The organism is Pseudoalteromonas issachenkonii, assembly GCF_002310795.1.
In the GTDB taxonomy this organism is placed as follows: domain Bacteria; phylum Pseudomonadota; class Gammaproteobacteria; order Enterobacterales; family Alteromonadaceae; genus Pseudoalteromonas; species Pseudoalteromonas tetraodonis.
The window spans coordinates 1-25,833 of record NZ_CP011030.1; the positions used below are offsets into that span (position 1 = coordinate 1).

The 25,833-nt window shown below is 41.2% G+C and carries 22 protein-coding genes; 16 read left to right on the forward strand and 6 right to left on the reverse strand.

Features of this window, described 5'->3' with window-relative positions; all coding sequences use genetic code 11:
- Window positions 1–160 precede the first annotated feature (160 nt).
- The 7 genes from dnaA (at window position 161) to PISS_RS00035 (ending at window position 9,864) form a co-directional block, all read left to right on the forward strand.
- The gene (gene dnaA, locus PISS_RS00005; RefSeq protein WP_010392708.1) at window positions 161–1,549 is read left to right on the forward strand and encodes a chromosomal replication initiator protein DnaA; all 1,389 of its coding nucleotides are present in this window, start codon (window positions 161–163) and stop codon (window positions 1,547–1,549) included.
- 13 nt (window positions 1,550–1,562) lie between these two features.
- Complete coding sequence (gene dnaN, locus PISS_RS00010) at window positions 1,563–2,666, forward strand: DNA polymerase III subunit beta (protein ID WP_058153948.1); 1,104 nt, start codon at window positions 1,563–1,565, stop codon at window positions 2,664–2,666.
- 15 nt (window positions 2,667–2,681) lie between these two features.
- Window positions 2,682–3,776, forward strand: a complete 1,095-nt coding sequence (gene recF, locus PISS_RS00015) for a DNA replication/repair protein RecF (protein WP_058153949.1) — start codon at window positions 2,682–2,684, stop codon at window positions 3,774–3,776.
- 12 nt (window positions 3,777–3,788) lie between these two features.
- On the forward strand, window positions 3,789–6,215 hold the full coding sequence (gene gyrB / locus PISS_RS00020; RefSeq protein WP_013463644.1) for a DNA topoisomerase (ATP-hydrolyzing) subunit B: 2,427 nt from the start codon (window positions 3,789–3,791) through the stop codon (window positions 6,213–6,215).
- Window positions 6,216–6,357: 142 nt separating this feature from the next.
- Window positions 6,358–7,260, forward strand: coding sequence for a glycine--tRNA ligase subunit alpha (gene glyQ, locus PISS_RS00025; protein WP_013463645.1), 903 nt, complete (start codon window positions 6,358–6,360; stop codon window positions 7,258–7,260).
- Window positions 7,261–7,262: 2 nt separating this feature from the next.
- Complete coding sequence (glyS, locus tag PISS_RS00030) at window positions 7,263–9,332, forward strand: glycine--tRNA ligase subunit beta (RefSeq protein ID WP_058153950.1); 2,070 nt, start codon at window positions 7,263–7,265, stop codon at window positions 9,330–9,332.
- A 79-nt stretch (window positions 9,333–9,411) separates the two neighbouring features.
- Entirely contained in the window at window positions 9,412–9,864 is a 453-nt protein-coding gene (locus PISS_RS00035; protein WP_024601485.1) for an early set domain-containing protein, read from the forward strand.
- Window positions 9,865–9,992: 128 nt separating this feature from the next.
- On the opposite strand, the gene tusA is transcribed toward PISS_RS00035, so the two are convergent.
- The 3 genes from tusA to fadB form a co-directional block, all read right to left on the reverse strand.
- A complete protein-coding gene (tusA, locus tag PISS_RS00040; protein WP_058153951.1) occupies window positions 9,993–10,232 on the reverse strand; it encodes a sulfurtransferase TusA in 240 nt (79 codons plus the stop codon).
- Between the two features lie 249 nt (window positions 10,233–10,481).
- On the reverse strand, window positions 10,482–11,651 hold the full coding sequence (gene fadA / locus PISS_RS00045) for an acetyl-CoA C-acyltransferase FadA (protein WP_033102898.1): 1,170 nt from the start codon (window positions 11,649–11,651) through the stop codon (window positions 10,482–10,484).
- A gap of 4 nt (window positions 11,652–11,655) precedes the next feature.
- Entirely contained in the window at window positions 11,656–13,815 is a 2,160-nt protein-coding gene (gene fadB, locus PISS_RS00050) for a fatty acid oxidation complex subunit alpha FadB (RefSeq protein WP_058153952.1), read from the reverse strand.
- 303 nt (window positions 13,816–14,118) lie between these two features.
- Between fadB and PISS_RS00055 the strand changes: the two genes are divergently transcribed.
- The 9 genes from PISS_RS00055 (at window position 14,119) to PISS_RS00095 (ending at window position 22,028) form a co-directional block, all read left to right on the forward strand.
- Window positions 14,119–16,005: a lytic transglycosylase domain-containing protein gene (locus PISS_RS00055; RefSeq protein ID WP_058153953.1), complete on the forward strand. Its 1,887-nt coding sequence runs from the start codon at window positions 14,119–14,121 to the stop codon at window positions 16,003–16,005.
- A gap of 117 nt (window positions 16,006–16,122) precedes the next feature.
- Window positions 16,123–17,445, forward strand: a complete 1,323-nt coding sequence (pepQ, locus tag PISS_RS00060; RefSeq protein ID WP_013463654.1) for a Xaa-Pro dipeptidase — start codon at window positions 16,123–16,125, stop codon at window positions 17,443–17,445.
- Between the two features lie 97 nt (window positions 17,446–17,542).
- On the forward strand, window positions 17,543–18,157 hold the full coding sequence (locus PISS_RS00065) for a YigZ family protein (RefSeq protein WP_096040820.1): 615 nt from the start codon (window positions 17,543–17,545) through the stop codon (window positions 18,155–18,157).
- A 92-nt stretch (window positions 18,158–18,249) separates the two neighbouring features.
- On the forward strand, window positions 18,250–19,701 hold the full coding sequence (locus PISS_RS00070; RefSeq protein ID WP_013463656.1) for a TrkH family potassium uptake protein: 1,452 nt from the start codon (window positions 18,250–18,252) through the stop codon (window positions 19,699–19,701).
- A 24-nt stretch (window positions 19,702–19,725) separates the two neighbouring features.
- Window positions 19,726–20,388, forward strand: coding sequence for a flagellar brake domain-containing protein (locus PISS_RS00075; protein WP_013463657.1), 663 nt, complete (start codon window positions 19,726–19,728; stop codon window positions 20,386–20,388).
- A 513-nt stretch (window positions 20,389–20,901) separates the two neighbouring features.
- Window positions 20,902–21,114, forward strand: a complete 213-nt coding sequence (locus PISS_RS00080) for an EF-hand domain-containing protein (protein ID WP_013463658.1) — start codon at window positions 20,902–20,904, stop codon at window positions 21,112–21,114.
- A gap of 70 nt (window positions 21,115–21,184) precedes the next feature.
- A complete protein-coding gene (locus PISS_RS00085) occupies window positions 21,185–21,397 on the forward strand; it encodes an EF-hand domain-containing protein (protein ID WP_013463659.1) in 213 nt (70 codons plus the stop codon).
- Window positions 21,398–21,535: 138 nt separating this feature from the next.
- A complete protein-coding gene (locus PISS_RS00090) occupies window positions 21,536–21,748 on the forward strand; it encodes an EF-hand domain-containing protein (protein ID WP_013463660.1) in 213 nt (70 codons plus the stop codon).
- A 64-nt stretch (window positions 21,749–21,812) separates the two neighbouring features.
- Entirely contained in the window at window positions 21,813–22,028 is a 216-nt protein-coding gene (locus PISS_RS00095; protein WP_016900039.1) for an EF-hand domain-containing protein, read from the forward strand.
- A gap of 85 nt (window positions 22,029–22,113) precedes the next feature.
- Here the strand turns inward: PISS_RS00095 and trkA are convergent, their stop codons facing one another.
- From trkA to fmt, 3 genes are all read right to left on the reverse strand, one after another.
- On the reverse strand, window positions 22,114–23,490 hold the full coding sequence (trkA, locus tag PISS_RS00100) for a Trk system potassium transporter TrkA (RefSeq protein WP_008112933.1): 1,377 nt from the start codon (window positions 23,488–23,490) through the stop codon (window positions 22,114–22,116).
- 75 nt (window positions 23,491–23,565) lie between these two features.
- Complete coding sequence (gene rsmB / locus PISS_RS00105) at window positions 23,566–24,861, reverse strand: 16S rRNA (cytosine(967)-C(5))-methyltransferase RsmB (RefSeq protein WP_058153954.1); 1,296 nt, start codon at window positions 24,859–24,861, stop codon at window positions 23,566–23,568.
- Window positions 24,854–25,807, reverse strand: a complete 954-nt coding sequence (fmt, locus tag PISS_RS00110) for a methionyl-tRNA formyltransferase (RefSeq protein WP_058153955.1) — start codon at window positions 25,805–25,807, stop codon at window positions 24,854–24,856. Before fmt ends, rsmB begins: the two co-directional genes overlap by 8 nt.
- Between the last annotated feature and the right edge of the window lie 26 nt (window positions 25,808–25,833).

The following is a 25,833-nucleotide window of genomic DNA, read 5'->3' on the forward strand; positions in this document are numbered from 1 at the left end:
TCAACAATTTTATAAAAATCAATCTTTTACTTGTGGATAAAGTGCATTCATAATAGTCGGTCTTGGGCTGCTTATTGAGCCATTTAAACGCAATACAGGTGTGATTTTTGAATCATTATTGATGTGCGGGAATAAAAATTATATCTCTGGGAGTTTTACTGTGTATCTGTCGGTTTGGCAAAGTTGTTTATATGTATTGCAAGATGAATTGCCTTCGCAGCAATTCAGTATGTGGGTCAGACCACTTCAAGCAGAAAGTACCGAAGATACCTTGACGATTTATGCGCCTAATCGTTTCGTACTTGATTGGGTGAGAGAGAAGTACTTAAATAGAATAAATGAATTATTGGTAGAAATTTGTGGTGTAGAAGCACCCGAGTTACGCTTTGATGTAGGTAGCAAGCCGCTATTAAATGCACAAGCTGCACCAGTGGTTGAAACACAATCAGCGCCAAGCACGCAATCAACGGCAAAACAACCGCCTCGAGAACAAAAACCGGTTGTAGAGCCAGCTCCTAAATCTGGTTATAAATCAAACATTAAAGAAAACTATACCTTTGATAGTTTTGTTGAGGGTAAATCTAACCAATTAGCAAAAGCGGCTGCCACTCAGGTAGCAGATAATCCTGGCTCTGCATTTAATCCTGTTTTTATTTACGGTGGTACGGGCTTAGGTAAAACGCATTTATTACATGCGGTAGGCAACGGTATTATGGCCAATAAGCCAGATGCTAAAATTGTCTACATGCATTCAGAACGCTTTGTGCAAGACATGGTTAAAGCACTGCAAAATAATGCGATTGAAGAGTTTAAGCGTTATTACCGCAGTGTTGATGCACTCATGATTGATGACATTCAATTTTTTGCTAATAAAGAACGTTCACAAGAAGAGTTCTTTCATACCTTTAATGCATTATTAGAAGGTAACCAGCAAATTATTTTAACCTCTGACCGTTATCCTAAAGAGATAGAAGGGGTTGAAGATCGCCTTAAATCTCGTTTTGGTTGGGGATTAACTATCGCGATTGAGCCGCCAGAGCTTGAAACACGCGTTGCCATTTTGATGAAAAAAGCCCAGCAAAGTAAAATTAATTTACCGCATGAAGTGGCATTTTTTATCGCTAAAAAATTACGTTCAAACGTACGTGAACTTGAAGGGGCTTTAAACCGTGTAATTGCTAATGCAAACTTTACCGGCCGCCCAATTTCTATCGACTTTGTAAAAGAAGCACTGCGTGATTTACTCGCACTGCAAGATAAACTAGTCACCATAGACAATATTCAACGTACGGTAGCAGAATACTATAGAATACGTGTGTCTGATTTACTGTCTAAGCGCCGCAGCCGCTCTATAGCAAGGCCGCGCCAAGTTGCCATGGCATTATCTAAAGAACTCACTAATCACAGCTTACCTGAGATTGGGGATGCCTTTGGTGGGCGTGACCATACAACAGTACTGCACGCGTGTCGCAAAGTTAAATCATTACGTGACGAAAGCCACGAGATTAAAGAAGATTACCAAAATTTAATAAGAACATTGTCATCTTAGGGCTGACTTTATTATGCAAATAACAATATCAAGAGAACAATTTTTAAAACCATTGGTGCAAGTATCGGGTGCCATAGAGCGTAAGCATACGTTACCTATTTTATCTAACGTATTACTCGTGGTAGAAAATGGCCAGCTTTCAATGACAGGGACCGACCTTGAAATTGAATTAGTGGCGAGCGTGTTTGTAGGTGATGATGTTGCCGATACCAAGCTCACATTACCGGCTAAAAAATTACTCGATATTTGTAAAAGTTTACCGGATGGTTCTGATCTTACATTAAGCTTACAAGATCATCAGTTACTTTTAACCAGTGGTAAAAGTCGTTTTTCATTGACCACATTAGCGGCTGAAGATTTTCCTAATTTAGAGCAGTGGGATGGTGAAGTTGAATTTCAACTAACGCGTTTAGAGTTACGTAAATTACTTGAAAGCACGCACTTTTCAATGGCAAACCAAGATGTGCGTTATTACTTAAACGGCATGTCGTTTGAAGTTGATAACAGAGATATAAAAACAGTCGCCACTGATGGGCACCGTTTAGCGATTGCACAAAAGCAACTAGGTCAGTCATTAAATACACAGCGCCAATTAATTATACCGCGCAAAGGCGTGCAAGAAATTATGCGCCTAATGGTTGCCGACCAAGAGTTAGTCACTATTCAGTTTGGTGCTAACCACATCCGTATTATTGATATTGAGTTTACTTTTACGAGTAAATTAGTTGATGGCCGTTTCCCTGATTACCGCCGTGTTTTACCACGCGGTGGCGATAAAGTTATTACAGCAAACAGAGAATGGTTACGTAATGCATTTCAACGCGTATCGATTTTATCGAACGAAAAGTTTCGTGGTGTACGTTTAAATTTATCAAACGGTTTATTAAAAATTACGGCTAACAACCCAGAGCAAGAACAAGCGGAAGAAGTAGTTGAAGTAATGTACGAGGGCGATGACCTAGAAATAGGGTTTAATGTGTCTTACGTGCTTGATGTATTAAATACATTAAAAACTGAAGATGTGTTATTTACACTTGCCGATTCAAATAGCAGTGCACTAATAGAAGGTGCTGGCGATGAAGAAGCGATGTACGTCGTTATGCCTATGCGTTTATAAGATTATAAATACATAATGAGCTTAAGTCATTTGAGCCTCAAATATTTTCGTAATATTGAGGCGCTGACGCTAGAACCAGTTAATGGCGTTAATATAATTTATGGTGAAAACGGCAGCGGAAAAACCAGCCTTTTAGAGGCTATATATTACCTTTCTCACGGCAAATCTTTTCGAACTTCTAAACATAAAAGTATTATTGCACACCAGCAAGATCAGTTTGTTATTCATGGCCGCAAAGCGTTATACGATTTATCTATCCCTATTGGTATTAGTAAAACCCAAGCGGGTGAAACCAATTTAAAAATCCAGGGTAAGGCGAGTCGAAAAGTATCTGAACTTGCCCAGTTAATGCCGGTACAAATTATAACACCAGAGAGCTATTCACTATTTTTTGGCGGTCCTAAGGAGCGCAGAAAGTTTTTAGACTTAGGTTTGTTCCACGTGGAACATGAGTTTTTTTTCTTATGGCAATCGTTTAATAAAGTGCTTAAACAACGCAACGCCTTATTAAAATCTAAGCCTAAGAATTATTTTGACCAAATCAAGTTTTGGGACAAAGAATTTGTTAGACTGGCTGAACAAATAAATAAATTAAGAATCGCGTATATAACTAGGTTTAAGCAGCAATTTTTTGATAAAATGTGTGCAGAATTAACGCTAATACGCGATTTAGAAATTAGCTTCAATGCGGGCTGGAAAGAGAGTGAATCTCTTTGTGATGCGTTAGAGCAAAGTTTTGAGCGAGATGCTCGCCAAGGCTTTACAAGTAAAGGCCCTCATAAGGCTGATTTTAGTTTTAGTGTCGCTGGCTGCAGTGTTGAGAATGTATTCTCACGCGGGCAATTAAAGTTATTGTTGTATGCGTTAAAAGTAACGCAAAATAGCTTAATTGAGTCAGAGACAGATAAGCAATCAATATTGCTAATAGATGATCTACCTTCAGAACTAAGCGAAGATACAAAAGAGAAAGTGGGCCAGTTATTGACTCACTGTAGTTCTCAAATATTTATTTCTTCAATTTTATCTGAAAGTATTTCTGCTGTGGTGGAACCCATGCAACGAGAACTAAAAATGTTCCACGTGAAACATGGCAACCTAATAACAAGATAAGTGGGATTAACCATGTCTGAGAATTATGATTCGTCGAGTATTAAAGTACTTAAAGGATTAGATGCAGTAAGAAAGCGTCCTGGTATGTATATAGGGGACACCGATGATGGTACGGGCTTACACCACATGGTGTTTGAGGTCGTTGATAACTCTATCGATGAGGCCTTAGCGGGTCACTGTGATGATATTTATGTCACTATTCACTTAGACGGTTCGGTATCTGTAAGAGATAACGGCCGTGGTATTCCTACTTCTATACATGAAGAAGAAGGTGTATCTGCAGCTGAAGTAATTATGACGGTACTACACGCCGGTGGTAAGTTTGATGATAACTCTTATAAAGTATCAGGTGGCTTACACGGTGTTGGTGTATCGGTAGTAAATGCATTATCAGAAAAATTAAAACTAACCATTCGTCGTGAAGGTAAACTTCATGAGCAGTTTTACACTATGGGTGTACCTGATGCACCACTAGCTGTAATTGGTGATTCTGAAACAAATGGTACTGAAATTCGTTTTTGGCCAAGTGGCGAAACGTTCACTAACCTTGATTTTCATTACGATATTTTAGCAAAGCGTTTACGCGAGCTGTCGTTTTTGAATTCAGGTGTAAGTATCATATTAAGCGATGAACGCGAAGAAAATAAAAGCGACCACTTTAAGTACGAAGGCGGTATCAGAGCATTCGTTGAATACCTAAACCGCAATAAAACACCAGTGCATAAAGGGGTATTCCATTTTACTCACGAACGTGAAGAAGATGGTATTAGTGTAGAAGTATCAATGCAGTGGAATGATGCATTCCAAGAAAATATTTACTGTTTCACAAATAATATTCCTCAACGTGATGGTGGTACTCACTTAGCTGGTTTTAGATCGGCGCTAACGCGTACGCTCAATAACTACATGGAAAAAGAAGGCTTTAACAAAAAAGCTAAAACAACCAGTAATGCAACGGGCGATGATGCGCGTGAAGGCTTAACTGCAGTTGTGAGTGTTAAAGTACCTGATCCAAAGTTCTCATCACAAACAAAAGACAAGCTAGTTTCTAGCGAAGTTAAGTCGGCAGTTGAGCAAGCAATGGCTGAAAAATTCACTGAGTTTTTATTGGAAAACCCATTGGATGCAAAAATTGTTGTTGGCAAAATTATTGATGCAGCACGCGCCCGTGAAGCAGCGCGTAAAGCGCGTGAAATGACACGTCGTAAAGGCGCTATGGACTTAGCTGGTTTACCAGGTAAATTAGCTGATTGCCAAGAAAAAGATCCAGCCCAATCTGAACTATACATAGTGGAGGGTGACTCAGCTGGCGGTTCAGCCAAGCAGGGTCGTAACCGTAAGAATCAAGCGATTCTTCCGCTTAAAGGTAAAATCTTAAACGTAGAAAAAGCACGTTTTGATAAAATGCTTTCTTCACAAGAAGTGGCAACGCTAATTACTGCATTAGGTTGTGGTATTGGCCGTGACGAATATAACCCAGAAAAACTACGTTACCACCGTATCATCATCATGACCGATGCCGACGTGGATGGCTCTCACATTCGTACCTTGCTACTAACGTTCTTCTACCGTCAAATGCCGGAAATTGTTGAACGTGGTTACATTTATATTGCTCAGCCACCTCTTTATAAAGTGAAAAAAGGTAAGCAAGAGCGTTATATTAAAGATGACCCTGCATTAGTTGATTACCTTACATCTTTAGCGCTAAGTAATGCTGCTCTTTACACGAGTGATAGTGCAGAAGCGGTTGATGGTGAAGCGTTAGAAGCAATCGTTCATGATTACCAAAACACGGTTAAAGTGATCGAGCGCTTAAAGCGTAAGTATCCAAACACAGTGATGAACCGTTTGATTTACCAAAGCGAGCTGAAAAAAGAAGACCTTTCAGACGAGGCTAAGGTAATTGCTTGGACTAAAGAGCTTGTTGATGACTTAGTTGCGCGTGATGAAGATGCAACTATTTTCCACGCAGGTACTGAGCACGATACAGAGCGTAATTTATATTACCCTGTTGTGAATATTCGTCAGCATGGTGTGGATAAAGCGCATGTACTTCATTATGACTTTATTACTTCAAGAGATTACCAACGTATTGCTGTAACAGGTAAAAATATTGCTAATATCATCACTGAGGGTGCTTACATCCAACGCGGTGAAAAAACAAAACCTGTTGATAACTTTGTGGATGCATTGGAATGGTTGATCGCAGAATCTAAGCGTGGGATCTATATTCAACGCTATAAAGGACTAGGTGAAATGAACCCAAATCAACTTTGGGAAACCACCATGGATCCAAGCGCACGCCGTATGTTGCAAGTGACGATTGAAGATGCTGTTGCAGCGGATCAATTATTTGCTACGTTAATGGGCGATCAAGTTGAGCCTCGTCGTGAGTTCATAGAAACGAATGCACTGCGTGTGGTTAACTTAGACGTATAATTAAATTATGCTAATCACAAAAAAGGAGCCTTAGGCTCCTTTTTTATTTTCTCAATTGCACAAACTGCTTAAAACCTGAGTGTGCACAAGGTATACTGAGGGTAATTTTCACGCTACTTCTCAGATAGTAAAAAGCCAAAATATGCAAAAATATGACGTTAAAACCTTTCAAGGTTTGATCCTGGCTTTACAGGATTATTGGGCACAGCAAGGCTGTGTCATTATTCAACCACTTGACATGGAAGTGGGCGCAGGGACATTTCACCCGCAAACATTTTTAAAATCAATTGGCCCAGAGCCTATGTCGAGCGCTTACGTTCAACCGTGTCGTCGACCTACCGATGGTCGTTACGGTGAGAATCCAAACCGCTTACAACATTACTACCAATTCCAAGTGGTGTTAAAGCCATCTCCAGATAATATCCAAGAGCTTTATTTAGGCTCTTTAGCGGCGATGGGTATTGATACCCTCACTCATGAAGTGCGCTTTGTAGAAGATAACTGGGAATCACCAACGTTGGGTGCATGGGGACTGGGCTGGGAAATTTGGTTAAACGGCATGGAGGTAACCCAGTTTACCTACTTCCAGCAGGTGGGCGGATTAGAATGCTCACCGGTCACAGGTGAAATTACCTACGGCCTAGAGCGTTTAGCAATGTATATTCAAGGCGTAGATAGCATTTACGACTTAGTATGGGCAGACGGTCCATTAGGGCGCGTAACCTACGGTGATGTATTCCATCAAAACGAAGTAGAGCAGTCTACTTATAATTTTGAACATGCAAACGTAGAAGACTTATTTGCACAGTTTGATAAGTGCGAAGCAGAAAGCCAAAAGTTAATTGAAGCAAACTTACCATTACCTGCCTACGAGCAAGTAATGAAAGCATCGCACGCATTTAACTTATTAGACGCACGTCATGCTATTTCGGTGACCGAGCGTCAACGTTACATTTTACGCGTTCGTGCATTATCAAAAGCGTGTGCACAAAGTTATTACGATGCACGTGAAGCGCTTGGTTTCCCGCTGTGTAAGGATAAGTAAGCATGTCAGCAGAAAATTTATTAGTTGAAATTGGCACCGAAGAATTGCCACCAAAATCACTTCGAAAATTAGCCGAAGCCTTTGCTGCAAACTTAACAGCAGAACTTGAAAGCTTAGAACTTGCTCACCAAGGTGTGAGCTGGTATGCATCACCTCGTCGTTTAGGTTTACAAGTAAAAGCGCTAGACGCTAAACAACAAGACAAAGAAGTTGAAAAACGCGGCCCTGCAACTAAAGCGGCATTTGACGCTGAGGGCAACCCAACCAAAGCAGCCATGGGTTGGGCTCGTGGTTGTGGAATTGAAGTAAAAGATGCGCAAACACTCGAAACCGATAAAGGCGCGTGGTTATTACATATTGCTAAAGTAGCAGGGCAAGAAACCAAATTACTAATGGCTGATGCAATTAGTAAAGCGCTTGCTAAATTACCTATTCCAAAACCAATGCGTTGGGGCGCGAATAAAACACAATTTATTCGCCCTGTGCATACAGTCACTATTTTACTGGGTAGTGAGCTAATAGAAGGTGAGATACTGGGTAAGCAAGTGAGCAATCAACTGCAAGGCCATCGTTTTCATCATCCAGAAAAAATTAGTATTAACCATGCTGATGATGTGTTTGACGTACTTAAATCAGCTTACGTGATAGCTGACTACGAACAGCGTAAAGCACAAATTCGTGCGCAAATAGAAGACGCAGCAAAAGCAGTTAATGCCGTAGTTGCTATGGATGAAGATTTACTTGAAGAAGTTACTTCATTGGTTGAATGGCCAGTAACGCTAACAGCTACATTTGAAGAAGCATTTTTAGATGTGCCAGCCGAAGCGCTTATTTACACCATGAAAGACGATCAAAAATACTTCCCGTTATTAGATCAAAACGGCAAACTTTTAAATAAGTTTTTGTTTGTTTCTAACATCGAAAGTAAAGATCCAAGTGTGGTTATTTCTGGTAACGAAAAAGTAGTGCGCCCGCGTTTAGCTGATGCGCAGTTCTTCTTTGAAACAGATAAAAAGAAAACCCTTGAAAGCCGACTTGAGTCGCTAGACAGCGTTTTATTCCAAAAGCAGTTGGGCACACTTAAAGATAAGTCACAGCGTATCAGTGAACTTGCCGGTTACATTGCAGAGCAACTAGGTGCAGATAAAGCACTAGCAGCGCGTGCTGGCTTATTAAGTAAAACCGATTTAATGACCGAAATGGTGATGGAATTTACCGACGTACAAGGTGTAATGGGAATGCATTACGCACGTCATGACGGTGAAGCTGAAGATGTCGCTGTTGCGCAAAACGAGCAGTACATGCCACGCTTTGCCGGCGATAACTTACCAACGAGTTTGATCAGCTGTGCAGTTGCTATTGCAGATAAGTTTGACACACTGGTGGGTATTTTTGGTATAGGCCAAGCACCAAAAGGTGATAAAGACCCATTTGCACTTCGTCGTGCGGCCATTGGTGCATTACGTATCATGGTAGAAAAGCAGCTACCACTTGATATTTTAGACCTGGTTGCTAAGTCGCAAACCTTGTTTGGTGAAAAGCTGACTAACCTAAATGTATCAACCGATGTATTCGAATTTATGCTAGGGCGTTTTCGTGCTTGGTATCAAGATGAAGGCATTGAGGTAGATGTAATTCAAGCGGTACTTGCGCGCCGTCCAACGAAGCCTGTTGATTTTGATCGCCGAGTTAAAGCCGTAAGCCATTTCCGCACTCTAGACGCCGCAGAATCGCTTGCAGCCGCTAATAAGCGTGTAAGTAATATTCTGGCTAAAAACAACATTACAACGCAAGGTGATGTTGATCAGAGCTTACTAAGTGACGACGCAGAAAAAGTACTGGCTGCGCAAGTTGCAAAATTTGCCACCGACTTAGCGCCGCTATACAGCGATGGAAACTACCAAGAGGCATTAAGCCAATTAGCTGGTATTCGTGACAGTGTTGATAACTTTTTTGACAATGTCATGGTAATGGCCGACGATGAAGCGGTTAAGCAAAACCGCCTTGCGCTTTTAAGCCAGCTTAGCGGGTTATTTTTAGAAATTGCAGATATTTCTGTATTACAAAAATAACAGCCAATAGCTATTTAAAAAGCCAGCATTATGCTGGCTTTTTAGTGTTTTATTTATATTAGTTAATAGAGGATTCACCATGAAGCTCCCAATGAAACGCATTTTCACGTTAGCCTTAGTGGGCCTATTGAGTGCCTGTACCAGCCAAATTTCAATTAACGACGTGTTGCCGCAGCAAGAATTGGATCGCAGTATTTATTTAAGAGGGGACTTCACATTATGGGATGCCGAACCTCAATATCAATTTAAACAAGTTGGGCCTGCGCTTTACCAAGCCCAAGTTAGGTTTTCGACCCCAGGCAAAGTGTACGAATTTAAAATAGCGGATGCGGATTTTAGTGAAGGTTTTAACTGTGGCTACAGCGATTCACAGCCATCAGGGCAAAGCCTAACACTCGGCCAATCAACACGCGCCGACTGTAATACCATTTATAATTACTTTAGCTACACACCAGCGATTAAAGGCTCCTACATAGTCAGCATTGATTTTAGTGACTACGATGAGCCGCAAGTGACGATAACGAAGAAGTAAAAGCTGTAAGTCATCAGCCGTCAGTCGTTAGTTTAAAGATAAAATAAAAAACCGTGCTTGATTTAACAAACACGGTTTTTTTAATTTTGAGCTGATAGCTGATAGCTGATAGCTGATAGCTGATAGCTTTACAACCCTTTCTTCACCACATATCTATACGGTGATTCTGCAACTTCTTTAGCCACTAGCGTGTGATCCATGAACGTACAAAAGCTAGGTATATCACGGGTGGTTGAGGGGTCGTCGGCAATAATAAGCAATGTTTCACCCTCGCTCATTTTGCGAATTGCAGCGCGCACCATCATCACAGGTTCTGGGCAGCGAAGGCCGATAGCATCTAATTGGTGATCGGGGTTATCAAAGCTCATAAAAATTACCTGTAAAAATAGTCGTGGCTTGGTTAGGTCGGGTAGTTTAGCGCAAATAAAGCTGTTGGTTAACTATTTTACGTATAACAAAACGGCTCAACTTATTAATAGATAATCTGAGATAAATTTAATGCACCCGATCACATTATTCATTTTAAACCTGCAAAAGCTGGTGGCATAAAAAAGGCGAACTAACTTGCGCTAGTTCGCCTTTTAATCACCAAGATGGTTTTACATGTTAAAAACTAATTAGTCTTGAACACGTTCAAATACAGTAGCAATACCTTGGCCTAAACCAATACACATAGTCGCTAAACCGTATTTTGCGTTATTGTCTTCCATTAAGTGAATAAGTGAGGTGCTAATACGCGAACCCGAACAACCCAGCGGGTGACCCAGTGCGATAGCGCCGCCATTTAAATTCACTTTTTCGTCAACCACATCCGCTAAACCTAAGTCTTTAAGTACGGGTAATGATTGTGCTGCGAATGCTTCGTTAAGTTCAGCAACATCGATGTCATCAATAGTAATACCAGCTTGTGCCAATGCTTTTTTACTTGCTGGTACTGGGCCGTAACCCATGATTGATGGATCGCAACCGGCAACGGCCATCGCGCGAATATATGCACGAATTGGTAAGCCAAGTTCTTTTGCTTTTTCTTCGCTCATCACTAACATAGCTGATGCGCCATCAGAAAGTGCTGAAGATGTGCCCGCTGTAACAGAACCCGTAGCAGGGTTAAATACTGGACGCAGCTGCGATAAACCTTCAACCGTTGTTTCAGGGCGAATTACTTCATCATCTTCAACAAGGATAAGTGAACCGTCAGCATCGTGACCTTCCATTGCTAAAATTTCGCGGCGGAAACGCCCTTCAACTGTTGCAGCATGTGCACGTTGATGCGAGCGGTAAGCAAACTCATCTTGTTGCTCACGGCTAATACCGTGAATAGTAGCAAGGTACTCAGCAGTTAAACCCATAGAGCCAGATGCTTGTGCAATTGATGTAGCTAAGCCTGGGTGAAAGTCGTTACCGTGAGTCATAGGTACGTGGCCCATGTGTTCAACACCACCAATTAGGTAAGTATCACCAGCGCCAGTCATAATAGCGCGAGCAGCATCATGCAATGCTTGCATTGATGAGCCACATAAACGGTTCACTGTGGTTGCTGGCACTGAATGTGGAATGCCTGCAAGTAGAGATGCGTTACGTGCAACGTTAAAGCCTTGCTCTAAAGTTTGCTGTACACAACCCCAATAAATATCGTCAATTGACGCAGGGTCAACTGCTGGATTACGTTCTAATAAGCCTTTCATTAAATGAGCGCTTAAGTCTTCCGCACGTTTGTTTTTAAATACGCCGCCTTTTGAGCGACCCATTGGTGTGCGGATACAATCTACAATTACTGGATTATTCATGATATTAACCTTCCACCTTATAGAAAACACGGCCTTCTTCAGCCCACTTGCGAGTTTGCTCTGATACTTGGTAAATCGCACCTAGGTGAGCGTATTTATCTGCTGCTGCAACAAAATTAGCTAAACCTGTTTGATCTAAGTAACGGAACGCGCCGCCTCTAAATGGAGGGAAACCAACACCGTATACAAGTGCCATATCAGCTTCTTGAGGAGAAGCAACAATGCCTTCTTGTAAGCAAAGTAGCACTTCGTTGATCATTGGGATCATACAACGGTCAATGATTTCTTGTTTATCAAATTCTTTTGGTGCGTCTGTAATTGGTGCAAGTAGTTCAATCGCTGTTTGGTCATGCGATTTTTTAAGACGACCACGACGATCTGTTTCGTACTTGTAGAAGCCCGCTTTGTTCTTTTGACCAAAACGTTTTTCGTTAGCAAAAACAGTCACTGGATCTTTTTCTGCACGCGCCATGCGCTCAGGGAAACCGTCAGCCATTACGCCAGTACAATGATAAGCCGTATCAATACCTACAACATCTAATAGGTAAGCTGGACCCATAGGCCAGCCAAATACGTTTTCCATGACTTTATCTACTTTTGCAAAGTTAGCGCCTTCAACCACTAATTTGCTAAAGCCTGCAAAGTAAGGGAATAAAACACGGTTTACAAAAAAGCCTGGGCAATCGTTAACAACAATCGGCGATTTACCTAGTTTAAGTGCGTAATCAACTACGGCATTAATGGTTTTATCTGAGGTTTTTGCACCACGGATAATTTCTACTAATGGCATTTTTGGTACTGGGTTGAAAAAGTGCATACCACAGAAGTTTTCTGGTTTTTCAAGTGCTTCTGCAAGTAGGTCAATACAAATAGTCGATGTATTTGACGTAAGCACAGTGCCTTCTGGCATATTCTTTTCAAGGTCAGCAAGTACGGCTTGCTTCACTTTAGGGTTCTCTACTACCGCTTCAACAATAATGTTGGCGTTTTGTAGGTCTGCATCGTTAAGCGTTGGTTTGATTTTGCTAAGCGTTGCTAGCATTTTTTCCATCGGCATATGGCCGCGCTTAACTTTTGCACCTAATAGCTTAGACGCTTCACCCATACCTAAATCAAGTGCATCCTGTTGGATGTCTTTCATTATGATTGGTGTACCTTTATAAGCAGATTGGTATGCAATACCGCCGCCCATAATACCTGCGCCTAATACAGCAGCTTGTTTAATTTCTACATCACTGTGCTTAGCAAATTTACGTGCTTTACCTTTAATGTATTGGTCTGCTAAAAAGATACCTGTTTGCGCGGCTGCTTCGTTGGTACGAGCAAGCTTTGCAAAGTTGGCATTTTCAATTGCCATTGCTTCGGCGCGTGAGCAGTTTGCTGCCGCTTTAATAGTGCGAACGGCCATAACTGGAGCAGGATAGTGGCCTTTGGTTTTACCCATTACCATACCTTCTGCCATTGCAAAGCTCATGCCTTGCTCAACACGGTTTAATTTAAGCGGTTGTAATTTTACAGCGCGTTTTGCTTGCCAATCTAGCTTGCCAGCAATCGCTAATTCTAATGTTGCTATACTTGACTCTTGTAGTTTGTTGGCACTAACTACTGCGTCAAATGCACCTACTTTAAGGGCATCAGCTGCGCGATTTTCGTTACCTGTGGTGATCCACATCATCGCGTTATCGGCGCCAATAATGCGCGGAAGGCGCACTGTGCCGCCAAATCCAGGCATTATGCCTAATTTAACTTCTGGTAAACCCATTTTTGCTGAGTCACTTGCAACACGATAATCGGTAGCAAGTGCCCACTCACAGCCGCCGCCAAGCGCCAAGCCGTTTATAACACTTAGTGTTGGAAATGGTAAATCTTCAATTGCATCAAAAACGTCAGTTGCATCTTTGATCCACGTTACTAATTCTGCTTCAGGTTTAGTAAAAGTAGGTAAAAATTCGAAGATATCTGCACCAATAATAAAGTGGTCTTTATCACTGGTAAAAATCATGCCTTTAATATCAGCGTTAGCGGCTAATTCTTTTAATGCTGCCGCGCAATCTGAAAGAGTTTGTTGAGATAATGTGTTTACAGAACCTGTAGCACAAAACTTAAACTCGGCGATGTTTTCCTTCACGAAGCTAACTTCAAAGGAATCGCTTTTATATAACATTATTATTCTCCCTAGTTGATGAACTAAGACTGGTACGATGAGTTCATATTCAGACCAGTGTGCTTGCTTTAAATTAAAAATGCAACGAAAAATTTATCTTGGTTACAAACGTCTGGTTAAAATATAGCTGGTTTGGTGCTAAGGTGGGTTTGAAAGTTTTCTTTATTCATTTTATTGCGCTGTCTTAGTGTTCATAGCTTGGGTTTTATTAGAATAAATAGTACAGCTGTGTATGTGCTGTTGTTTACTTACTCTTCGCCACACTTCGTCAGCCTTGAAGGTTACTATGCCCTAAAGGACATTATGAAAAAATACTTATTAAGCGTAGCGGCAGCGACTCTATTTTTCTCTTTTACCTCTGCCAACGCGAAAACTGATATTGATGCATTTTTAGACGCTGAAAAACAGGCGCGCTATGGCAATTATCAAAATTTTAAAGAAGCGGTGGATTCATTGTCTCATCCGCTTAAACCGTATGTTGAAAAAGCATATTGGGAACGTTACCCAAGCTTAGCCCACCAAACAGAGATAGAAAATTTTCTCACTGTTTATGAACATACGCCATTAGAGTGGCCAGTGCGTAAAGCATGGTTAAACTATTTAAAACGCAGAAATCAAAAAGCAGCGTTTATTAAAAACTACCGTGAAACCTCTGACAGTGAGCTTACTTGTACCCACCTTACTTTTCAGCTTGATCTTGGTGCGCCTAAAAAAGCAATACTCAATCAGGTAACCGACTTATGGACAGTGGGTGAGTCGCAGCCAAGTGAATGCGATGGCCTTTTTAAACGCTGGCGTCAAAATGGTTATTTAACGCCCGATGTTGTTTGGCAACGTGTCACTTTAGCGGCACAAGGTGGGTCTTATCGTTTACTGCCTTATTTAAAAACATTGTTGCCAGCCAATGAGCGCTACTTAGCCGATTTATACTCAAAAGTAAGACGTGACCCAAGTGCAGCGGCGGGGTTATACCGTTATAAGCGCAAAACAGTGAAAGAGGGTGAAATAGCGCTTTATGGTATTAAGCGTTTAATTTGGCGTGATAAAGAGTTGGCATTAAAGGCATGGCAAAAAATTGAGGGGTTATTTGATTACACTGATGATGAAAAAGCGGATGTATATTATACCTTTGCGCTTTCATTGGCGTCGAGCGGCCATAGCCAAGCTAGCTTCTATTTAAATAAAGTACCCAAAGAGCGCCAAGATCGTAAATTAATGCAATGGCAGTTAGCTAATCTACTCAAAACCCAAGATTGGGAGGGAATTGCGGCATTTTTTACAGGTAAAGAAAATCTTAGCTTAGGGCAACAGTATTGGCTTGCTTATAGTTATGACAAACGCGCAGATCATGAAAAAGCTAAGGCAATTTGGACTAAAGTGGCCGCTAACCGTGATTATTATGGTTTTTTAGCCGCTGCGCGTTTGGGCATACCGGTTGATTTAAATGAGTTGCCCGTTAATGTAAATCAAGCTTTAGTAACAAGAGTGAGTAATGCGCCAGGCTTTAAGCGTGCCAAAGCCCTGTATGAATTAGAGCGCTTTACTGCTGCTCGACGCGAGTGGAATTATTTAACTGATACCTCAGCTGATGATGAAAAATTAGCTGCGTCGGTACTTGCAGCCGAGCTGGATTGGTTTGATAGTACTATATTCACCCTAGCAAAAATAAAAGCATGGGATTATGTGGATTTGCGTTTCCCTTTTGCATTTCAAGAAATGTTTGAGCGTTACAGCAAGCGAAGCAAAATTGACCTAACTTGGAGTATTGCTATTGCACGTCGCGAAAGCTCATTTGCACCTGATGCGCGCTCCCATGCAAATGCACGCGGGTTAATGCAGCTATTACCGAGTACGGCAAAGTATATTAATAAAGGCACGGTTTCTAATCGTCGTTTGTATCAACCAAAAACCAACATTCGTCTTGGGACTCGTTATTTACAGTATTTAAAAAAGAAAAACCACGGCAATGAGGTGTTAGCTACAGCATCTTATAACGCTGGGTATCATCGTATTAAGCGTTGGTTACCAGAAGAAGCAATGCCGGCTGAGCTATGGGTTGAACTTATTCCTTACAGAGAAACCCGAGATTATGTAAAAAATGTATTTGCTTATCGGCAGGTTTATCATACTCGCCTTGGTCGGGAGGGAAACCTTCTAGCCCCCATATTAGAAATGACGATGGGCGGATAGTAAAAATAAATCTACAACCACAGAGGGATATTTACACAGTACGTATCCCTCTTTTTTGAGCGCTTTGTGTATAAGTGGTAGACTCAAAGCAAGTTAAATTTAACAGATGGGTTTATTATGGAAAAATTAGCCGTTTTATACGCCGAACATATTGCAACATTGCAGCAGCGTACACGTACTATTTGTGAGCAAGAAGGGTTAGAAGGATTAGTCATTCATTCAGGCCAAGCTAAGCGCCAATTTTTAGATGATATGTATTACCCGTTTAAAGTTAACCCTCATTTTAAAGCGTGGCTACCGGTTATTGATAATCCACATTGCTGGATTGTGGTAAATGGTAGCGATAAGCCAAAACTTATTTTTTATCGTCCAATTGATTTTTGGCATAAAGTACCTGATGAGCCAAGAGATTTTTGGGCAGAATACTTCGATATTGAATTGTTATTACAACCTGATCAGGTTGAAAAGCTACTACCTTACGATAAAGCTAAATTTGCCTACATTGGTGAGTATCTCGAAGTAGCACAAGCACTTGGTTTTAGTATTATGAACCCTGAGCCAGTACTTAACTATATTCATTACCACCGTGCTTATAAAACGCAATATGAACTTGAGTGTTTACGTAATGCGAACCGTATTGCGGTTGATGGCCATAAAGCAGCGCGTGATGCGTTTTTTAATGGTGGTAGCGAGTTTGATATTCAGCAAGCTTACTTAATGGCAACGCGCCAAAGTGAAAACGAAATGCCATATGGCAATATTGTGGCACTTAACGAAAACTGCGCTATTTTGCACTACACCCATTTTGAGCCAAAAGCACCACAAACGCATAATTCATTTTTAATTGATGCGGGCGCTAATTTTAATGGTTACGCTGCGGATATTACCCGTACCTACGACTTTAAAAAGCAGGGTGAGTTTGCTGACTTAGTTAACGCTATGACAGCGCATCAAATTGAGTTAGGAAAAAGCTTAAAGCCAGGTTTACTGTATGGCGATCTGCATATTGATTGTCATAACCGTATTGCTCAGCTATTAAGTGATTTTGATATTGTTAAACTACCTGCAGCCGAAATTGTTGAGCGTCAAATTACCTCAACTTTCTTCCCGCATGGCTTAGGGCATCATTTAGGTGCACAGGTTCACGATGTGGGTGGTTTTATGCGTGATGAAACAGGGGCACATCAAGCGCCACCAGAGGGTCATCCATTCTTGCGCTGTACTCGCTTAATTGAGAAAAACCAAGTATTTACTATTGAGCCAGGTTTGTACTTTATTGACTCTTTATTAGGTGATTTAGCACAAACAGACAATAAGCAGTTTATTAACTGGGAAAAGGTCGAGGCGTTTAAACCTTTTGGCGGTATTCGTATCGAGGACAATATTATTGTTCACGAAGATAGCCTAGAAAATATGACGCGTAATTTATTACTCGACTAAATCCTTATAAAGACGAGTTAGCCAATACGCGCTAAAATAAACGGATACAAAGGGGCCTTTTGGCCCCATTTTTTTAATTAAAGCCTAAGTAAGTGCTATGTCTGAATATAAATACCCAGCCGAAGCTGTATTTCATCAAGAAGAAATTAAAAAAAGTACCTTTATCGTTCATATAGGTCACACGCCCGATCTAAATGCTGCGAAAGCCTTTATTAAAAATATTGAAGAAAAATATAGTGATGCACGTCACAATTGTTGGGCACATGTTGCAGGTAACCCAGGGGGCAGCCATGTTTATGGTTTTTCTGATGACGGGGAGCCCAATGGCACCGCCGGTAAACCCATGCTCAACGTGTTGGTGGGCTCTGGCCTAGGTGAAGTAACTGCTGTTGTAACACGGTATTTTGGTGGTATAAAGCTTGGTACCGGTGGGTTAGTTCGTGCTTATGGTGGCTCACTTAATAATGCCTTAGCAAAATTACAAACAGTGGTAAAAGTACCCAGCATTGAGCTGGTTGGCTTTAGTGAATACAGTATGCAAGGCGCAATAGAACAGCACTTAAAAACCAACTTTCAGGTACTTAATATTGAAAAGCAGTTTACTGCAAATATTGAGTGGACTATTACCATTGATAGTCGCCAAGCGCAGCAAGCCATCAAAGATATTTTTGATTTAAGCCACGGCGCAGTTGAGTTAACAATCAAAGAGTAATAGTCTTACATTCATCCCATTTAATGATTAAACATTAAATTTCGAGTCATACAGTAGTTATTTTAATTTACTAATAAAAAGCGATACGCTCAATGCAATTTCGTACCATCATAAAAATTCTTGGCCAATTGGTTGCGCTATTCAGTATTACTATGGTGCCACCAGCGCTAGTGTCTTTAATTTATAAAGATGGTGGAGGGGTGCCGTTTGTTTTAGCCTTTATATTCAGTGTTGTTATTGGCTTAATGGCTTATTACCCAAATAGGCATGAGCATGGCGATTTAAAAGCCCGCGAAGGCTTTTTAATCGTGGTTTTGTTTTGGCTAGTACTAGGCGCGTTTGCCTCCTTACCGCTGGTATTTTTACAAGAACCCAACCTCTCTTTAGCCGATGCCGTGTTTGAAGCTTTTTCTGGCTTAACCACAACAGGGGCTACCGTGCTGACCGGTATAGAGTATCTGCCTAAATCGGTCTTGTTTTATCGCCAACAATTACAGTGGTTTGGTGGTATGGGGATCATTGTATTAGCGGTAGCAATCCTGCCAATGCTTGGCGTAGGTGGTATGCAGTTGTATCGGGCTGAGATTCCAGGCCCCGTTAAAGATTCCAAAATGACCCCGCGTATAGCCGACACCGCTAAACACCTTTGGTATATTTATGTGTCTATTACCCTTGCATGTACTTTGGCGTATTGGAGCGCTGGCATGAATTGGTTTGATGCAATTTGCCATGCTTTTTCTACGGTGGCTATTGGTGGTTTTTCTACTTATGACGCTTCAATGGGGCATTTTGATAGCCCAGTAATTAACTTTATTTGTGTGTTCTTTTTAATTATCGCAGCCATTAACTTTTCTCTGCATTATGCTGCTGTAGCGAGTCGTAATATTAGTGTCTACATTCGTGACCCTGAATTCAAAGTGTTTCTATGTATTCAGCTCGCGCTGGTGGTGATTTGTTTCACGGTACTTTCATCTCACGATGTTTATGCCAATGGCGATGAAACCCTCGATCAGGCATTGTTTCAAGCTGTATCTATAAGCAGCACCGCAGGATTTGCCACAGATAACTTTTCTGCTTGGCCTTTGTTTTTACCTATTTTATTAATATTCTCTAGTTTTATTGGTGGCTGTGCTGGTTCAACTGGCGGCGGTATGAAAGTAGTGCGCGTGTTTTTACTTTATCTACAAGGGGTGCGAGAGCTAAACCGCTTAGTGCATCCTCGAGCTATATACTCTATAAAGTTAGGACGAAAGGCGCTACCAGATAAAGTAGTTGAAGCGGTATGGGGGTTTTTCTCGGCTTATGCACTAGTCTTTATTATTATTATGTTAGCGTTAATGGGCACCGGGTTAGACAATATAACGGCATTCTCAGCAACGGCAGCGTGTTTAAATAACCTTGGGCCTGGTTTAGGAGATGTTGCTTCTCATTATGGCGCTATTACCGATACTGCAAAATGGATATTAACCGTGGCAATGGTATTTGGTCGTTTAGAGATATTTACCTTACTTGTGCTATTTACCCCAACATTTTGGCGTGGATAACGTTATAAATATCAGGAAGGAAATATGCGAAAAACCAATTTGGAAAAGTTAAACCAAATCGTCACGGGTGGCATAGTTGATTTAGAAATCCTCACCCCCACGAGTAGCCGACGCGTAAAAACAGAGTTTATAGGCTTATTAGAAAATAAGTTTATTGTTTTAAATTACCCCAATGCAAAACGGCTCCCCATGGCAAGTGATTATTTACGCGATGGTGTGATGGTGGTGGTAAGAGCGCTTATAGAGGGCAGTGGTGGGCATGTTTTAGCGTTTCGTCAGCAGCTTATGTCTGTAGCATCTCACCCGGCTAAGTTATTGTTTATCGACTATCCTTCACAAGTACAGCTATTTGAACTGCGCTCGCAAGCGCGTATACCGACGCTGTTTCCAGCCAAGTTAAAATTATCGGATGATCGCCCTTCCTTTGAAGGTGTTATAAAAGATATTTCGTTAACGGGTGTTATGTTTGATATTAAAACAACCCAAGAAATCGACGACATTAAAGATATGCGTTGCATCGTAGTGTTTGATGAAGATACAAAGCACGAAGGGCAAATATGCAGTGTGAAAAAACATGCTAAGGGCATATATTGCGGAATTCGATTATTTGCCAGTGAAGAGCAAATGAAAGCCCTGATGGGGGATCACTTCATTGACCCTAATGCACTTGAAGTTGAAATTGTATAAGACCTGTTATCTTTCGACGCTAAACATTTTACAATTCTAAAATATCAACAAGCTCTAACATTTTCGCTCTTTTGCAACAAATAGCCATGTGTTGTTGTTATTTTTAAAAGCCATTTCAAATTTATTTTATAAATTCATTAAAAACAATTAGTTAAATATGTTTTTTATTCTAATTTTTTTGTTTATAACAAAATTAAACTCAACTCACCTTCCTTTTTGTTTATTTAATCCTCTTTTTTAGCGGTTGCTCACCGACTGTGTGGGGTTTTCCCTAAACTCAACTCTTTGATTTTTATTGTTTTAATTTTATTGCCTTATCTACTGTTGCTAAAAAGCAACAAAATAACGAGTTAAATAGCGCCATTTTCAGCTAGTTGCTGGTTAATGTATTGAAAATTATGGTTTTTATATTTTTGGCATCGAAGTTGTAATAGTCAGGCTGTATTGAACGAAACGTGATTTAAAGTAAAACACTTAATCGCATAAAACATAAACTTTGAAGGAAGATAGATTATGAAAAGCATTAATAAAACTTTAGCACTTATCGCATTGGCTTCTTCATCAGCCGCTTTTGCAGCAAGCGACTTTGACACGCTAGACGTTGACGGCAACGGCGCAATCAGTCAAAGCGAAGCATCGGTTGATGCAAAATTAATGAGCATGTTTTCAGAGCTTGATACTGACCAAAACGGTGAGTTATCAAAACAAGAGTTCTCTAAAGCATAACCCTAAGCTATTAAAGTTTTGGGAGTTAAAAGCTCCCCGATTATTTAAACGATTTTAAGGAATACTCATTATGAAAACATTACACAAAACATTTGCACTTATCGCTCTTGCTTCTTCATCAGCTGCCTTTGCAGCGAGCGACTTTGACACACTAGATACCGACGGTAACGGCGCTATTAGCCAAAGCGAAGCATCGGTTGATGCAAAATTAATGAGCATGTTCTCAGAGCTTGATACTGACCAAAACGGTGAGCTATCAAAAGAAGAATTTTCGAAAGCATAAGGCAAGGCTAAGTATATTCTGAGTTGCCAAAGACAACCTAAATAGGCAAGGAAGCCTATGAAAGAGAATAACAAGGACCGTGATAGCCAGACACAATTTTTTGATAAACCATTGCATTACATTTTGAAGGATTAAATTATGAAAACATTACATAAAACATTTGCACTTATCGCGCTAGCTTCTTCATCAGCTGCTTTTGCAGCAAGCGACTTTGACATGCTTGATACTGATGGTAACGGTGCTATTAGTCAAAGCGAAGCCGCTGTAAACGCTGATTTAACAGCCGCATTTACTGAGCTTGATACTGACGGTAATGGTGAGCTTTCTAAAGCTGAGTTTGCAAACTTTTAATTTTTGACTTTTTTCATTGCACAGGGATCTCAGAAAAGGATTTCCCTCTTATAGGAGACTTATTATGAAAGCATTAAACACAACACTTGCGATTTTAGTATTAGCGTCATCATCAGCAGCTTATGCAGCGGTAGATTTTGCCTCTTTTGATAGTAATGGCGATGGTGTAATTAGCCAGCAGGAAGCCGCCGCTAATAAACAACTAATGAACATTTTTGATGATTTAGATACCGACGGAAATGGTGAACTTTCTAAAGAAGAGTTTGCAAGAGTACAATAAGTATTAACCCATCATACTCCACTAAAGCCGCTTAATAGTCAGCGGCTTTTTTGTGTTTGTTGATTACTTAACTCAAGCAGTTTAATTATAGAAAAATAGCGCTAACTTGGAATAACTTTTCAACCACGTTAATGTGCTTTTTATCAATTAAGAACATGATTACATGATCGCCTGACAAAATAATTGTATCGTCATGGGCAATCAGTACATCGTCATTTCGCACAATTGCACCTATTGTGGTACCTGCAGGCAATTTAATATCGGCAATTGCGCGACCTACCACTTTAGAGGTATTTTCATCACCATGGGCAACCGCTTCTATGGCTTCTGCAGCCCCTTTACGCAACGAGTACACGTTTACAATATCACCACGGCGCACGTGAGTCAGCAATGCAGAAATAGTCGCTTGTTGTGGTGAAATCGCAATATCAATTTCGCCGCCCTGTACTAAATCAACGTAAGCGCCTCGTTGAATAAGTACCATGGTTTTTTGTGCCCCCATGCGTTTTGCGAGCATAGCCGACATTATATTTACTTCATCGTCGTTGGTAACGGCAATGAACACATCGACCTGTTCAATGTGTTCTTCAGAGAGCAGCTCTTGATCGGATGCATCACCACAAAATACCACGGTGTTGTCGAGCATTTCAGAAAGCTGTTCGGCACGCTCTTTACTTCGCTCTAGTAACTTAACGCTGTGGTTTCTTTCCAGTGAACGGGCTAGGCCTGCACCAATATTACCGCCACCGGCAATCATGATTTTTTTATACGAGCGTTCCAGCTTTTGTAGCTCGTTCATTACCGCACGAATGTGTTTGGTTGCGGCAATAAAAAATACTTCATCGTCGGCTTCTATTACGGTGGTGCCTAAGGGTTTTATCGCTTTACCTTGGCGGTAAATAGCGGCTACCCGAGTTTCAACATTAGGAATATGCTGCTTAAGTGTAGATAGGGCATAGCCTACCAATAAGCCGCCATAGTAGGCTTTTACAGCCACTAAAGAGAGCATGCCATCGGCAAATTGCAGTACTTGTAATGCGCCAGGGTAGTCTATTAGGCGGCGAATATACTTAGTAACGAGTGCTTCTGGGGCTATATAATGATCGACAGGTAAGTCATCATTATGAAAGAGTTTTTCGCGGTATTTTAAATACTGCTCAGAGCGAATACGGGCTATTTTGGTCGGTGTATTAAAAATACTGTAGGCAACTTGGCATGCCACCATGTTAACTTCATCTGAGCTGGTCACCGCAATAATCATATCGGCATCTTCAGCCCCTGCGCGACTTAACACGTCGGGGTGGGCGCCGTGGCCTGCAACACCTTGTAAATCGTATTTATCTTGCAGTTCGCGCAAGCGGTTACCGTCGATATCAACTACGGTTATTTCGTTTTGTTCACCCACTAGGTTTTCTGCGAGTGTGCCGCCAACTTGCCCAGCACCGAGTATGATTATTTTCATTATGTACCCGTATTATTAATACTAATTACATCAAAGTATTAGCTACCTCTAAACTGAAGTAGCTAAATGTGTTGCCTAGGCTTTTTTAACTAATTTAGCGTAGTAAAAACCGTCACTTTCGCCTGGTAATAACTGCAAGCCTGGTGTGGTTTTAGTGTCTTCGCTGTGCAAAGGAATATGCTCTGCGTCTTCATTATTAGCTAAAAACTTAGCAACTTGTTGTTGGTTTTCTTGTGGAAGCACCGAACAGGTTGCATACACCAATGTACCGCCTGGCTTTAACAATGGCCAAATGCTGTCGAGTATATCGCCTTGGAGGGTCGATAAATCGTTAATGTCGGATGCGCGACGTAACCATTTAATATCTGGGTGACGACGAATTACGCCAGTTGCAGAGCAGGGTACATCTAACAAAATACGATCAAACTGTTCTTCATCCCACCAAGTGTGAGGTTGCGATGCATCACCACATTGTAAGTCGGCGCCCAAACCTATGCGTTCTAGGTTTTGTTTAACACGTTCTAGGCGTGCGGCATCGCTATCAAGCGCAAGCACATCTGCGTCGGCAAGCTCTAAAATATGGCAGGTTTTACCACCAGGCGCTGCGCAGGCATCGAGTATTGAATCACCATTTTGTGGGTCTAGATAGCGTGCAGCAAGCTGCGCTGCCGCATCTTGTACTGAACAGGCACCGGTATCAAACTCAGGAAGTGAAAACACATCGCGTGGTTTGCTTAGTTTAATGCCATCAATAAAATCAGGATTTAGAGTATGTTCAATATCGTTAGCGGTTAGCATTTCGCTATATTCTTGGGTGCTAAACTGCGATTGATTCACTCGAAGCCACATTGGCGCTTGTTGCTGATTAGCTTCTAGAATGTCTTCCCAGCTATCTGGGTAGGCTTCTTTTACTTGCTTTATAAACCAGTTTGGATGGTTGTATAAACACACTGGAATCTGTTTGGCTTTTTCTTCAAGCTCAACTTGTTGGCGCTGAAAGCTTCGTAAAATGGCGTTAATAAGCCCTTTTAAGCCAAGAGCGCGTAATTGCTGTAACGCATTAACTGTTTCGCTAATTGCTGCATGCGGCGGTACACGCATGTGTTGTAGTTGGTAAATACCCACATACAACAAAAACTGGAAAATACGGCGTTTGCCTTTAAGCGGTTGTTCTACTAAATGCTGGCAATAATTTTCTAGGCTAGGTAAGTAACGTAATACTCCATAGCAAATTTGCTGCAGTAAGGCTTTATCTTTAGGAGATAGGCCTTGGCTAGCGAAAGGGAGTTCTTGATTAAGCGATGCGCCTTTATCAACCACGTTATATAAAGTTTCAGCGGCTAGCGCTCTGACATTGCTTATATTACTCATTATTTTCGCCTAATACGGTGCCGGGTGTGACCCAGTCGCTACGACCGTTTAAAAAATCATTAATTGCCATTGGCTTTTTGCCTTGTGGTTGTAATTCGCCAATAGATAAAGCGTGTTTACCACAAGCCACAACGATACCGTTTTTATCACTTGTTAATACAGTGCCAGCTGCGCCTGATTGTTCAACCACGTTTGCTTGGTATATTTTTACCGTATTACCACGCATTTGGGTAAAGCATACTGGCCATGGGTTAAAGGCACGAATATTACGCTCGATTTGCTCGGCATCCATAGACCAATCAATGTTGGCTTCGTCTTTTGAGAGCTTTTTAGCGTAATTGGCATCGGCGTCGTTCTGTGGTTCAGGCGTTATGTCCCCGTTAGCTAAACGATTTATGGTGTCGATTAATGCACCAGGTCCCAGTTCAGCAAGCTTAGTGTATAAGCTTGCACTGGTTTCAGTACTATCAATAGGGCAGCGGCTAATATGCAGCATATCGCCGGTATCTAGCCCTTCATCCATTTGCATTATGGTTACACCGGTTTGCTGATCGCCTGCCCAAATAGCGCGTTGAATAGGTGCGGCGCCACGCCAGCGCGGTAAAATAGAACCATGTACATTTAAACACCCTAAACGTGGGGCATCTAAAATGGCTTTAGGTAAAATTAAACCGTAGGCAACGACAATCATGATATCGGCATTGAGGCTGCTTAGCTCTTCAAGTGCGTCGTCTGTTTTGAGTGATTGCGGTTGAAAAACGGGTAGGTCATGTTCTAATGCAAGCGCTTTTACTTCACTGGCTTTTAGTTTTTTTCCGCGACCCGCTGGACGATCTGGTTGACTGTAAACGCCCACTATTTGGTGTTCACTATTTATGAGTGCTTGCAGATGGCGTGCAGCAAAGTCCGGCGTACCGGCAAATATAATGCGTAATGGTTGTGTCACTGAGTTTCCTAATTATTTACTAAGGT